The 11803-nt window shown below is 74.2% G+C and carries 12 protein-coding genes; 7 read left to right on the forward strand and 5 right to left on the reverse strand.

Annotated features, from left to right (window positions below):
- The first annotated feature begins 10 nt into the window (after positions 1–10).
- The gene (locus ACZ6A9_RS09900; RefSeq protein ID WP_468981816.1) at positions 11–385 is read left to right on the forward strand and encodes an SCO4225 family membrane protein; all 375 of its coding nucleotides are present in this window, start codon (positions 11–13) and stop codon (positions 383–385) included.
- 46 nt (positions 386–431) lie between these two features.
- On the opposite strand, the gene ACZ6A9_RS09905 is transcribed toward ACZ6A9_RS09900, so the two are convergent.
- Both ACZ6A9_RS09905 and ACZ6A9_RS09910 read right to left on the reverse strand, forming a co-directional pair.
- The gene (locus tag ACZ6A9_RS09905; RefSeq protein WP_468981820.1) at positions 432–1460 is read right to left on the reverse strand and encodes an MBL fold metallo-hydrolase; all 1029 of its coding nucleotides are present in this window, start codon (positions 1458–1460) and stop codon (positions 432–434) included.
- 83 nt (positions 1461–1543) lie between these two features.
- The gene (locus ACZ6A9_RS09910) at positions 1544–2464 is read right to left on the reverse strand and encodes a serine hydrolase (RefSeq protein ID WP_468981822.1); all 921 of its coding nucleotides are present in this window, start codon (positions 2462–2464) and stop codon (positions 1544–1546) included.
- Between the two features lie 63 nt (positions 2465–2527).
- On the opposite strand from ACZ6A9_RS09910, the gene ACZ6A9_RS09915 reads away from it, so the two are divergent.
- The 5 genes from ACZ6A9_RS09915 (at position 2528) to ACZ6A9_RS09935 (ending at position 7350) form a co-directional block, all read left to right on the forward strand.
- Positions 2528–3499 carry a LysR family transcriptional regulator gene (locus tag ACZ6A9_RS09915; RefSeq protein ID WP_468981825.1) on the forward strand — a complete coding sequence of 324 codons (972 nt, stop codon included), beginning with the start codon at positions 2528–2530 and terminating at the stop codon, positions 3497–3499.
- A 116-nt stretch (positions 3500–3615) separates the two neighbouring features.
- Positions 3616–4542, forward strand: coding sequence for a hypothetical protein (locus tag ACZ6A9_RS09920; protein ID WP_468981828.1), 927 nt, complete (start codon positions 3616–3618; stop codon positions 4540–4542).
- A gap of 24 nt (positions 4543–4566) precedes the next feature.
- The gene (locus tag ACZ6A9_RS09925; RefSeq protein WP_468981830.1) at positions 4567–5775 is read left to right on the forward strand and encodes a hypothetical protein; all 1209 of its coding nucleotides are present in this window, start codon (positions 4567–4569) and stop codon (positions 5773–5775) included.
- A 55-nt stretch (positions 5776–5830) separates the two neighbouring features.
- The gene (locus ACZ6A9_RS09930) at positions 5831–6247 is read left to right on the forward strand and encodes an effector-associated constant component EACC1 (RefSeq protein WP_468981833.1); all 417 of its coding nucleotides are present in this window, start codon (positions 5831–5833) and stop codon (positions 6245–6247) included.
- Complete coding sequence (locus tag ACZ6A9_RS09935) at positions 6244–7350, forward strand: caspase, EACC1-associated type (protein WP_468981836.1); 1107 nt, start codon at positions 6244–6246, stop codon at positions 7348–7350. The genes ACZ6A9_RS09930 and ACZ6A9_RS09935 overlap by 4 nt, the downstream gene beginning before the upstream one ends.
- A 258-nt stretch (positions 7351–7608) precedes the next feature.
- Here the strand turns inward: ACZ6A9_RS09935 and ACZ6A9_RS09940 are convergent, their stop codons facing one another.
- Together ACZ6A9_RS09940 and ACZ6A9_RS09945 are read right to left on the reverse strand one after the other, a co-directional pair.
- Positions 7609–8193 (reverse strand): TerD family protein, encoded by a 585-nt coding sequence (locus ACZ6A9_RS09940; RefSeq protein ID WP_468981838.1) that lies wholly within the window; start codon positions 8191–8193, stop codon positions 7609–7611.
- A 146-nt stretch (positions 8194–8339) separates the two neighbouring features.
- Positions 8340–8915: a TerD family protein gene (locus ACZ6A9_RS09945; protein WP_468981840.1), complete on the reverse strand. Its 576-nt coding sequence runs from the start codon at positions 8913–8915 to the stop codon at positions 8340–8342.
- Between the two features lie 487 nt (positions 8916–9402).
- Here ACZ6A9_RS09945 and ACZ6A9_RS09950 point away from each other — a divergent pair, with 487 nt between their 5' ends.
- Positions 9403–10815, forward strand: coding sequence for a phosphatase PAP2 family protein (locus ACZ6A9_RS09950; protein WP_468981844.1), 1413 nt, complete (start codon positions 9403–9405; stop codon positions 10813–10815).
- A gap of 57 nt (positions 10816–10872) precedes the next feature.
- Here ACZ6A9_RS09950 and ACZ6A9_RS09955 read toward each other — a convergent pair whose 3' ends face one another.
- Complete coding sequence (locus tag ACZ6A9_RS09955) at positions 10873–11646, reverse strand: polysaccharide deacetylase family protein (RefSeq protein ID WP_468981845.1); 774 nt, start codon at positions 11644–11646, stop codon at positions 10873–10875.
- Positions 11647–11803 lie beyond the last annotated feature (157 nt).

The raw sequence follows: 11803 nt of genomic DNA on the forward strand, positions 1-11803 counted from the left end.
GACCACAGCCATGACCGCAGCACCCGAGGAGACCACCGCCATGCCCAGCACACCCGAGGAGCCGGCCGCCGTGTCCGCATCCGATCGGTCCTTCGGCGGCCGCCTGCGCCACGTACTCGGTGACATCGCCGCCCTCGTCTACCTCGCGTTCATCGCCGCCCTGGTCATATGGGTGTACGTGGACAGCGCCGGCGGGAACGAGGACGCGTCCTTCGCCGGTGTCATCCCGCTGCTGGCCACCGCCCCGGCCAGCGTCCTCGTGCTCCTCGCCCCGGAATTCCCCGGGATGTTCGTCGTCGCCGTCACCGTCGGCGCGCTGGTCGACGCGGCGGTCATCGGCTGGTGCTCCCGGCGGCTGCGCCAGGGCGGCCGTGCGGCCCGGTAGGGCCGCCGGCCGGGGCGCCGCTCGGAGGGTGGTCCCGTCGCGGCGGCTACCGCCGTGCGGGACGCATGTCCCCGTCGTACACGGTGAGGTGATCCGGGACGACCACGCGGGTCGCGGGGGAGGCCTTGCGGGCCTGCGCGAGGAACGCCTCCAGGTCCATCGCCGGGTCCCGTACGGGCTCACCGCCCAGCGGCACCTCGAAGTTGTCCCAGTGGACGGGGACGGCCACGCGGGGGTGGTCCAGGGCGCGCAGCAGCCGGGGCAGGTAGCGGTGGGTGGCCGTGCCGGCGGGTACGGCGATCATGGCGAGGTCGGGACGCAGGCCCCGCACCGCCCGCTCGGAGAAGTCACTGGCCCCCATGAGGAACGCCGACGGCCCGTCCGTCCCGGCGGTCACCTGGAAGGCGAGGGTGTCGCCCTCGGGCAGGTCGGCGATGGTGGCCGGGGCCGTCGCGGGCGGGGCGTTCAGGGTGCCGGGGGCGAAGTAGGAACAGTTCTTGTTGCGGCTGTGCAGGCTCGGCACCACCTCCACGACGATCCCGCCGAAGTCGAGCACCTCGCCGCCCTTCACCACGGAGATCCGCCCCGCGTCCACCCCCAGCGCGACCAGCAGGTGGTACGTGGTCTCGGTGCCGACCACCCGGGCGCCCGTGGTCCTGGCGATGTGAGGCACGTCGGCGAGGTGGTCCCAGTGGGAGTGGCTGACCAGGACGAGTTCGGGGCGCCCGATGTGCGGGTCGACCGCCTCCGGCCGGCTCAGCAGCGGCGTCCGGGGGTCGAAGCCGTCGCCGAACAGGCCGGTGGGGAAGCGGGTGAGGTACGGATCGAAGAGCACGGTCCGCTCGCCGACGTCGATGCGCCAGCCGGCGGTGCCCAGCCAGCGCAGCGCCACCGCGCCGGCGGCCGGTTCCCGGCTCCGGCCGGGGGCGTCGCCGGCGGCCGTGGCGGTGGGGAGGGCGCCCGGGACCAGCGGGACGGCCGCGCCGAGCGCGGCGCCCCGCAGGACCGCACGACGGCCGAATCGGCGGCGGGAGGGAGTGCCGGATACGTCTGGGGCAGGTGATCGCTGGGTCATGGCGGCAGCAGATCAGCAGCCGAACGGCCTTGTCCAAGACGGGAATCGGGCCCGTGCGATACGCGAACGCGTATAGCGCCCGGTCACCGGCCGTCCCCGCTCCCGCGCAGCGCCCCGACCGCGATCGCGGCCGCCCGGCCGATCGCCGCGTCCACCGTGGCGCGGGAGGCGGCGAGGTCGTGGGTGCGGGCGAAGACGGCGACGGCGTAGGACGCTCCGTCGGGATAGCGCACCACACCCGCCTCCATGTGCAGCCCCGGCAGGGTCCCGGTCTTGGCCGCGACCGTCACCTCGTCCGGGAAGCCCGACACCAGCCGGTGCCGGAAGACCTGCCGCCCCATCAGGTCCCGTACGAAGGCGCAGGCCCGCGCGGGGCCGGCCGCGTCGCTCCACACGAGCCGCAGCAGCCGGGTGATCTCGCGGGGTGTGCTCGCCGTGGTGTGGCGGGGGTCCAGTACGGCCAGCCGGCGCTTGCGGTCCTCCGGCAGCGCCGGGTAGCGGACGGCGAACTCACGCTCGTCGCGTGCCCCGGTCTCCGCGAGCATCGACTCCAGCAGGTGGCGCGGGCCGCCCACGATCCGGGTGCGCTCCAGGCCGAGTTCCGCCGCGAGGAGCCGTACGGTGTCCAGACCCACGCGCTCCAGCAGCAGGTCGGCGGCCGTGTTGTCGCTGACGGACATCGCGAAGTGGGCCAGGTCGCGCAGCGACAGCTCGACGTCGTCCACGCAGCCGGCGGTCCCCCAGCCGCCGAGCCGGTCGGCCGCGGTGACCCGCACCCGCTCCCGCGGATCGAGCTGCCCGGCGGCCACCTGCCGGGCGAACTCCAGCACCAGCAGCACCTTGAAGATCGAGGCGATCACGACCGGATCGTCGGCCCCCACCGCGACCTCACCGTCGCCGTCCGCCCCCGCGCGCACGGGCACGGCGTGCAGCTGACCCCCGGCCCGCGCGCCCGCGAAGACCCCCCGGACCCGTTCCCCGGCCTCCGACACCCCTGCGACCACCGCTCATCCTCCCCGCGTCGACGGCCCCGATCATCCCTCACCGGCTCCCGTACGATCCCCGCTGTGAATCTCTTGCGTCACCTGCGTCTCTTCGTCACCGTGGCCGAGGAGTTGCACTTCAGCCGGGCCGCCGAACGGCTGGGCATGGCGCAGCCGCCGCTCAGCCAGGCGATCCGCCGGCTGGAGCGGGAGCTCGGCGCGGAGCTGTTCGACCGCTCGCCGCCCGGGGTCCGGCTGAGCGCCGCCGGGGCGGCACTCCTGGAGGAGGCCCGGGACCTCCTCGCCCGGGAGGAGCGGCTGCGGGTGCTGGCCCGCAGGGCCGCCGGCGGGGGTCTTGGCACGCTCCGCGCGGGCGTGCCGCCGGACACCTCGGCCGCCGTGCTGTCCGCGCTGCTGGCCGTCTGCGCCGAGGACGCCCCGGGGCTGGCCGTGGACCTTCAGGAGGTCACCACGCAGGAGCAGGTCCGGCTGCTGGTCTCCGGCGGGCTGGACGTCGGACTCGTGCACCACCCCGTCGACGCCACCGAACTGCGGCTCGGCCCCGAGGTCTCCCGTGACCTGGGTGTGGTCCTGCCCCGGACCTCCCCCCTGGCCCGGCTCACCGAACCGGGGCTCGCCGACCTGTCGGGCCACGACCTGGTGCTCTTCCCCCGGGCGAACGCGCCCGGCTGGTACGACCGGGTCCTCGAGGTGTGCCGCGCCGCGGGCTTCGTGCCCGGCCGGCTCCGCCACGCGTCCAACCCCGAGTTCCTGCTGGCCCTCGTCGCCGCCGGCCACGCGGTCGCCTTCGACCAGGGACGGCTGGCCCGCAAGGAACCCCGGGTCGCCTGGCGCCCGTTGGCGGGACGCCCGCTCGCGCTGCGCGTCAGCGGCGCCTGGCCCGCCGCCCGCACCCCGCACCCGGCCGCCCGCCGCTTCGCGGACCTCGCGGCCGGTGTCCTCTCCCGTGACCACACATCGGCCGCACCCGGCACCACCGCCGCACGTCCCCCGGACGACATCCCGCGCCCCTGGTCGGTGGTCTACGGCCCCTGACGCACGGTGGGCGCAAGAACCCGCGGGAGCACGGGAGTCGCTCCGTCACACTTTTGAGACCTCCCGGTGCGTGTGACCGTCCGGCGACGGTGGGTAATCCTCGCTACCTTGGATCCGTGACCGTCCAGGGGGGACATGTGAACGAGAACGGGTACACCAGCCTGCCGGGATGGCGGGGCGGCGACGCCAACGCCGCGTATCTCGACAAGAACCTCAGGCACCTGCCGGTGGAGACGAACCTCGACGACTCCGTCAGCTGGCGGCAGCTGCTCCAGTTGTTCGTCTACGCCCTCCTCGCCTCGTTCCTGGCGTTCCTGCCGGTGTTCTTCTTCGCGCTGCTGTTCCTCCTCGGGGGCAGCGGCGAGGGGTTCGCCGCCATGACCGCGCTGGCGTACATCGCGTCGGGTCTCGCATTCTGGGTGACCCTGCTCGGGATGCGCCTGGTCGAACCGATCGCCGAGTGGCGGGTCCTGCTGGCGGACCGGAGCGGATCGCTCGACTCGGCGTACATCTCCATCGCGGGCACGCTCGCCCGCCGCTACGTCCCCGTCGACCGCGCGGAACGGATCATCGCGACCGGGCTGGGCCGCGAACAGGTCCGCAACCGCCTGGTGCTCTCCGAGGGCAGGTGCCAGGTCTACGTCTCCGTCTTCTCGTACGGCACCAGCCTGTACCTGGGGTGGCAGATGTGGCGTTCGCGCCGCGGGTACGCCCTGATCGGCGGGTTCGTCTCGGACCTGATGGCGTCGATCATGGGCCGCCTCGGCCCCGAGCGGATCATGATGCGGACCGAGGGGGTGCGGGCGATGCGCGAGGCGGTGCACGCGGCGTGCCGGGAGGGACTGGCGACGGCGGTGGACCAGGTCGTGGTGCCCGCCACCTACGCCTTCCCCCAGGGTTTGCCGCCGGTTCAGGCCGACCCCGCGCGGTCGGCCCCGGCGCCGGCCGCACCGCCGGTCCCGGAGACGTCACCCGACGCCACGGGGTCCTGGGGCCCGCCGCAGGCCGGGCCGCGGACGGACGGCGCCCCGCCCCGGAACTGAGGCGGGAGCGGGAGGGGAGAGCCGATGACCGGAGCGGGAGCGGAGGGCGTGCTGCTGCGCGCCGCCCCCGGCGGGGAGACCTGGGCGTACGCCGCCTTCTCGCTGAGTCCTGCCGCCCTCCCCGGCGGCCTGCACCCCGAGTTCTCCGAGGCCCGGCGCGCGGCCGACCGGGTCGCCGCCGAGCGGACCTGGCTCGCGGCCCTGTGGACGGACCGCACCACCGCCCGCTGGGACCTGCGGTTCATCGGCGATCCGGCGAGCGGCCGGATCGGGGCCTTCCTCGTCGCCCAGGTGTACGGCGCCCACCGGGCGGCGGCGCTGGAAGCCCTGCGGGAGGCGCTCCCCGTCCTTCAGCGGTTCCCGGCGCACGTGACGGCGACCCGGGTCGGGGACACCGACCGGGTGGCCCGCCTGCTCGCCCCGTTCGTGCCGCGGTGGGGCGCGATCGCCGAGATCCGCAAACGCCTCACCTGCCGGACCCTGACCCGCCCGTGGGGAGCGGAACGCGTCGCGACCGCGGTGTCCCGGTTCGACGCCGCCACCCCGTCCTGGACGCCGGTCTGGACCCAGCTGGCCGCGGAACCGCGGCGGACGGTGGTCAGCGTGTGCCTGGAACCGTGCTCCGCCCCGGCCGGGCTCGTCGAGGGCCTGACGATGAGGGCGCAGGCGTTCGCGACGCTCGCGGCACCGGGCACACCCGATCCCCTGTACGGGCTCCCGGTCCCGGGCGACCCCTTCGCCCGGGAGGCGCACCGTCTGTACGACACCGCCGCACGGCGGTACACCGGGCGGCTGCACCGGGTGCGGGTGTCGGTCGCCGCCGAGGGGGAGGGCCCCGTCCCGGAGGTGCTGGCCGGCCTGATCGGCCACACCCTCGCGCCGGAGAGCTCCGGTGCGGTCGTCGTGCGTCCGCTGGGCCAGGAGGACCACCGGGTGGCCTGCGGCAACCTGCTGGGCGTCAACCGGGACTGGCAGCCGGGCGCCTCCTGGCAGGAGGTTCCCGCGTTCCTGCGGCCGCCCGCCGCGGGGCAGCTGTGGCTGAGCGATCCGGGCACGGTGACGGCCCTCGCCGATCTGGTGGACGCCGACGAGGCCGCCGCCGCCTTCCGCCTGCCCCACGAGGAGCCCGGCGAGCCCGAACTGTTCGCCCTGGAGCACCGGACCGCGCATCCTTCCCGCGTCCCCACCGGCAGCACCGACGCCGGCTGGACCGACTTCGGTCCCGGCGACTGACCGCCCCCGAAGGCGGGCCACGCGACGACCCGACGACGAACAGGAGCCACCGCACATGCCCGAAACCCCCGCCTCCCAGGCGCCGCAGAACGCCCTGACCTTCACCTTCCCGGGAACGCGGGCGCCCGCCGACACCCTGAACCGGGACCTGGCGGAGTGGATCAACGACACGGAGCAGCTGGGCGGCAGGGCGAGCCTGCGCACCGCGCCGCCCGCCCCCGGCGAGCAAGGGGACGTCGCCGTCGCCGTGGACATCGTCAACGCCTCGGCGGCGGTGATCGCCGCGGCCACCAACGCGTTCTTCCTCTGGCTCCAGCAACGGCGGACCACCCACGGGCGGATCGAGTTCGAGGCGGTGCGGCCCGACGGCACCCGGATCAGCGCCACGGTCGACGACGAGGCCCAACTGACGGCCGTAATGGACCAGTTGTCGCAGTTCGCGGTGCCCCCACCGCCCGGAGAAGGTGAATGACCTGGGCCGTGTGGCCTCCCGCCCCCACCACCGCGTACGCGCTGCTCGTCGGCACCGGCCGGCACGTCCGGCCCAGTTCCCTGCCCCCCATGCCCCAGGCGGTGACCACGGCCCGGGCCCTCGGCGCCGCCCTCAGCGGCGACCGGGGGGTGTTCGACGCGCGGCGGACCACGGTGGTCCCCGACCCCGCCGACGCCCGCCAGGTCCTCGACCCGCTGCGCCGGATGGTCCGGGCGCCGGACGCCGACCTGCTGCTCTTCTCCTACTGCGGTCACGGTCTGCTCGGCCGGGGCGACCGTCTCTGTCTGGCGCTCACCCCCTCCGGCCAGGACGGCGGTGGGGGCGACCCGAGCCCGTCCCTGCCGTTCGCCGAAGTCGCCGGTCTGCTGCGGGAGTCACCGGCGCGACACAAGGTCGCCCTCCTCGACTGCTGCTTCTCCGGCCGCGCCCTCGGCCCGGACGGCCACGGCATCCACCTGCTCACCGCGTGCGGCCGCACCCAGAAGGCCCTCTTCCCGCCCGGGGGAGCACTGACGGGCTTCGGCGGTGAACTCCTCAGGGTCCTCGACGAGGGCATACCCGACGGCCCCCGCGACCTGTCCCTCACCGCCCTCTACGACCGGCTGGCGGTGGTCCTGCCGACCACCCCCGCACCGCGGACGGGCATCGTCCCCACCGGATACCCCGCTCCCCACCAGCAGACCGTCGACGGCTCGGGCCACCTCGCGCTGGCGGTCAACCCCGCCCACGGCACCCACCGGACACCGGCGGGACTGCGCGCCCGCGGCGCCTTCGCCCAGCGGCTCAAGAAGCTCACCGAGCCGTCCCCCGACACCCCGGTACCCGACCCGGCGAGGCTCCCCCAACTCCTCGCGGTCCTGGCCGACCTGTCCCGGGACGCCACGGAAGTCCTGGGCCCCCTCGACGACTTCGCCATCGGCGCCCGCCGCAACCACGCCGTCATGACCGGTGCCGCCGGCTCTCCCGGGCAGGCCGCGGCGCTCCTCTCCGCCCTGGCCGACACCCTCCGCGCCACCTCCCCCACCCACCCGGCCCTCCCCGCCACGGAACGCGCCCTGGCCCACTGGAACGGGCGGTTCTGACGGCCCGACACGGGGGAACGCTTCGGCACCGGTGCGCGTCTCCCCTCTCCGGAGCACGGGGGGCGGTGCCACGTCCCGTTCCACTGCGCCCGCCCGCTTCCAGGGCCTCGCCCGGGTCCGTCCGGTCGCTGCCCGCGCCGGCGGGGCGCACGGGACGCCCGTGGAGGGGGACGCGCACCGCACGCGCCGGGAGCGCCCCGATGGAGGCGGCCCCCGCGAGCGGCGGCGCGCCGGTCGCGCACGCCCCCCGCGGAGGCGCTACTTGCTGACGGCGAAGCGCATCAGGGCGTGCTCGTCGCCCTGCTTGACCTTGCCCGTCTCGTTGATCACCTCGAGCTTCCAGGAGCCGCCCACCCGCACGGCCTTCGCCACGGCACAGCCGTTGTCCTGGCTGAGCAGGCTGGGCCAGATGTCGGCGACCTGCTGGGTGCTCCCGCCGGTGGCGTCGTAGACCTTGAAGCTGATGTTGCGGGCCTTCTGGAAGGAGCTGCCCTTCTTGTAGGCGGCGGCGACGAACACGACCGACGTGATGGCGGAGGGCAGCCGGGCGAACTCGACGGTCACCGTCTCGTCGTCCCCGTCGCCGTGGCCGGTCTGGTTGTCGCCGCTGTGGAGCAGCGAGCCGTTGCCCATGGGGTCGAGCGAGTCGAGGCCGGCGAGGCGGACCGGGTCCCCGCCCTGCATGGCGACGGCTATCAGGTCGAGGTCGGTGCCGGTCTTGCGGCGCAGCTTGCCGAGCACTCCGCCGCTGCTGCCGGCGGTGGGGTCCCAGGAGACCCCGATGGACAGGTGGGTGACCCCGTCCAGGTCCGCGGGTCCGTCTTCCTTGGTGAGCGTGATCATGCGTGAGTCATCCTCCGTCTGCGGAACTGAAGCCCCGAGTCTGCCTGGTGCCGTGAAGATCCGATATGGCGGGTCTGTCACGGCTGTGGCGGCCGGGCGGGATCGGGTGTCCCGGCCCGGGTGCCCGCCCGGCCGGGGCGGTCGGATCAGACGTTGACGCCGAAGTCGGCGGCGATGCCGGCCAGCCCCGAGGCGTATCCCTGTCCGACGGCCCGGAACTTCCACTCGGTGCCGCTCCGGTACAGCTCGCCGAAGACCATGGCGGTCTCCGTCGAGGCGTCCTCGGACAGGTCGTAGCGGGCGATCTCCACGTTGTTCGCCTGGTTGACGACCCGGATGAAGGCGTTGCGGACCTGGCCGAAGCTCTGGCCGCGGTTCTCCGCGTCGTGGATGGAGACCGGGAAGACGATCCGGTCGACGGTGCCGGGCACGGCGGCGAGGTTCACCTTGACCGCCTCGTCGTCGCCCTCGCCCTCGCCGGTGAGGTTGTCGCCGGTGTGCTCGACCGAGCCGTCGGGGCTGGTGAGGTTGTTGTAGAAGACGAAGTGCCCGTCCGAGAGCACCTTGCCGGACGCGTCGAGGAGCAGGGCCGAGGCGTCGAGGTCGTAGTCGGTGCCGGTCGTGGTGCGTACGTCCCAGCCCAGGCCGACCAGCACGGCGGTCAGGCCCGGCGCCTCCTTGCTGAGTGAGACGTTGCCGCCCTTGGCCAGGGAGATTCCCATTGCGTACTCCTTCTCGGCAGGTGTGGTCACGGTCCGTGCGGTGGACGGGACCAGGTGTATCGAGGACATGGAAGACGTCCTGAGGGGGTGGTCAGTTCCGGGACCTGCCCCACAGCCGCTCCGGCGTTCCCTTTCGCCGCCGCGTCCGTCGGGCGCGGGTCCGTACACCCTATCTTCTACACGCATGTAGAGGATAAGGGGGTGGCGGCGGAAGGGCTGGGTGAGAGAGGGCGGCGGAACGCGCGGCGCGTCCCGTCCGTCTTGCTTCCGAACGGCTGTTCCTTGCAGGACGGGCACGGTCCCGATCAGAAGATGGGACGATATCCGCCCCGACGCGAGCACCCTCTAACAAAGCTGACAGAAGTTGAGACACATACCGCCGCAGAACGTTCAGCGCAGACGCATACCCGGGACGGCCGAGGCCGGCGGGACGGCCGAGGCCGCCGAGGCCCCGATAGGGCGCCGCCCACGGACCGTCCTGTGGACCGTGGCCGCCGTCGTGACCCTCGGCTTCCTCGTCGCGCTGGAACTGGCCGCACGCCGCTACGGCACACCGGGGCCGATCACCCTCCAGGCGCGCGAAGTGATCCACGCCCCCAAGTCGGGGGGCCTGCTCTACGCCTCCATGGCGCTGATGACGGTGGTGCTCACCTGGCGGCAACGGTTCGTCGTGGTGGGTGCGGCCGTCGCCGTCGACCTCGCCTTCCTCGCGGTGCGGTGGGCCGCCGACATCGACACGGCGGGCGGCCACCCCTTCGGCAACGGCGCCCTGTGGGCGACCCTGGGCGTCGCGGTCGTCGCCGTCACCCGCCGCACCGGCCCGGAACGCACCCTGCTGCTGAAGGGCGTCGGCCTGGCCCTGCTGCTGATGGCCGGCCGCAAGACGGGCGACACCTGGCTGCTCATCACCTCCAAGACCCGCCCGATGGTGCTCGACCAGTACCTGGCCGCCGCCGACCACGCGCTGGGCAACCCGTCCTGGCTGGTGGGCCGGGTCGTGGAGGCCACCGGTGCCGTCGGCTTCAACTTCCTCGACTTCGTCTACGGCAATCTCGCGGTCGCCGCGGTCATCGCCGCGCTGTACCAACTGCGCCACGTGGCGGCCGAGCGCCGCTTCCCGCGCCACCACCTGGTGCGCACGTTCCTGGTGATCGGCCTCGTCGGACCGGCCTTCTACATGATCTTCCCGGTGGTCGGCCCGCTCTTCGCCTACGGCACGGGCACCGAGCACTGGTCCGCCATCAGCCTGTGGGCCCCGGACATGCCGGCCACCGCACCCTGGGCCGTGGGGGAGCTGTGGCCGGGGACACCGCCACCGGCCGACGCCCCCCGGCCCATGCCGTTCGACGAGATCACCCCGCGCAACTGCATGCCGAGCCTGCACACGGCGTGGGCCGTCGCCATCTACCTCCACTCCCGCTCGGGTCCGCGCCTCCTGCGGTACGCGGGGACGTTCTGGCTGATCGCCACCCTCTGCGCGACCCTGGGCTTCGGCTACCACTACGGCGTGGACCTGCTCGCCGGCGTCGTCTTCACCCTCACCATCGAGGCGGCCCTGCGCGCGTACGACCGCGGCTGGGACCGCGCCGGACTGCGGCTCGCCGCCTACGGCACGGCGGTCTTCGCCGCGCTGCTGCTGGCGTACCGCTGGCTGCCCGTGGAGATGGCCCGGCTCCCGTGGCTGGCGGGTCCGCTGCTCCTCGCGGCGACGGCCTCCGTCGTGTACGGCTACGTACGCGTCACCGGGGCGTGGTCACGGGAGACCGCGCCGGCACCGCTCCCTTGCTCGGAGCCGGAGCCGGCCCGGGCCGTGCTGCCGGCGCCCGCGGGTCCCGTGCGGCCGGCGCCCGCCGACCCCGTGCCGGACGACCGCGCCCAGGACGCGGTCGACAGCGTGTGACCGGCCGGGAACGGGACGGCCGGACGCCCGGTGCGCCGGACATCGGCGCACCGGGGATCAGCGCACCGGGAAACCGAAGGTGTACCCCTGCTCCTTGAGCCGGGGGAGGACGCGGCGCAGCGCGTCGACGGTCTGGGAGCGGTCGCCGCCCGCGTCGTGGAAGAGGAGCGTCGGCCCGTTCGGGAGTTCCCGCTCGACCGTGGCGACGATGGCGTCCGCGCCGGGCCGCTCGAAGTCCTTGGTGTCCACGTTCCAGCCCAGCGGGCGCATGCCCCGGGAGGCGGCCAGCTCGCGGCTGTAGGGGGTGAAGGCGCCGCCGGGCGCCCGGTAGTACAGCGGGCGCACTCCCCCGGACGCCTCGGTGATCGCGCGTTCGGCGTCGAGGATCTGCTGCGACTGGTAGGCCTCGGACTTCCTGTCCATGGCGGTGTCGTGCGAGACGGAGTGGTTGCACAGCCGGTGCCCGTCCGCGACCACGTCCTTCACCAGGTCCGGGTGGGCCTCGGCCTGGGTGCCCGTCACACAGAAGGTGGCCTTGACCCCGTGCTCGCGCAGCAGGTCGAGCACCTGAGGGGTCCACCGGGGGTCGGGGCCGTCGTCGATGGTGACGTTGACGCCGCGCGGCCCCGCGTCGGAGGCGTGCACGATGGTCTCCGAGACCCGCCCGACCGCGCTCCCCGGCGCCGCGGACGCGCCCGCCCGCGGCGCCGGGCCGCCCGTGACGTCGGCCTGCGCGGTCCACACCGAGGCGCCGACGGCCAGCGCCGTCACCCCGAGTGCCGCACCGGCCACCTTGCCGTACCAGCCCCGCCCACCACCGTGCCGTGCCATGCCCGCCCCGCTTCCGCACCGTCGCCCGCCCCCGGTTCCCCCGGGAACCACCTGGAGGGACGGGGGACGGACGGCCGCGGATGCGTCCGTTACCGATCACGGACGAATTCGCGGGATTTCACGGACAACGGCACCACGGACGCCGGGAGCGGGCCGT

This window comes from Streptomyces sp. NPDC041124 (assembly GCF_055592385.1).

Coding starts and splice junctions, on each gene's coding strand:
- ACZ6A9_RS09900 (WP_468981816.1), top strand. CDS start 11: ATGACCGCAGCACCCGAGGAGACCACCGCCATGCCCAGCACACCCGAG.
- ACZ6A9_RS09905 (WP_468981820.1), bottom strand. CDS start 1,460: ATGACCCAGCGATCACCTGCCCCAGACGTATCCGGCACTCCCTCCCGC.
- ACZ6A9_RS09925 (WP_468981830.1), top strand. CDS start 4,567: ATGACCGGAGCGGGAGCGGAGGGCGTGCTGCTGCGCGCCGCCCCCGGC.
- ACZ6A9_RS09930 (WP_468981833.1), top strand. CDS start 5,831: ATGCCCGAAACCCCCGCCTCCCAGGCGCCGCAGAACGCCCTGACCTTC.
- ACZ6A9_RS09935 (WP_468981836.1), top strand. CDS start 6,244: ATGACCTGGGCCGTGTGGCCTCCCGCCCCCACCACCGCGTACGCGCTG.
- ACZ6A9_RS09940 (WP_468981838.1), bottom strand. CDS start 8,193: ATGATCACGCTCACCAAGGAAGACGGACCCGCGGACCTGGACGGGGTC.
- ACZ6A9_RS09945 (WP_468981840.1), bottom strand. CDS start 8,915: ATGGGAATCTCCCTGGCCAAGGGCGGCAACGTCTCACTCAGCAAGGAG.
- ACZ6A9_RS09955 (WP_468981845.1), bottom strand. CDS start 11,646: ATGGCACGGCACGGTGGTGGGCGGGGCTGGTACGGCAAGGTGGCCGGT.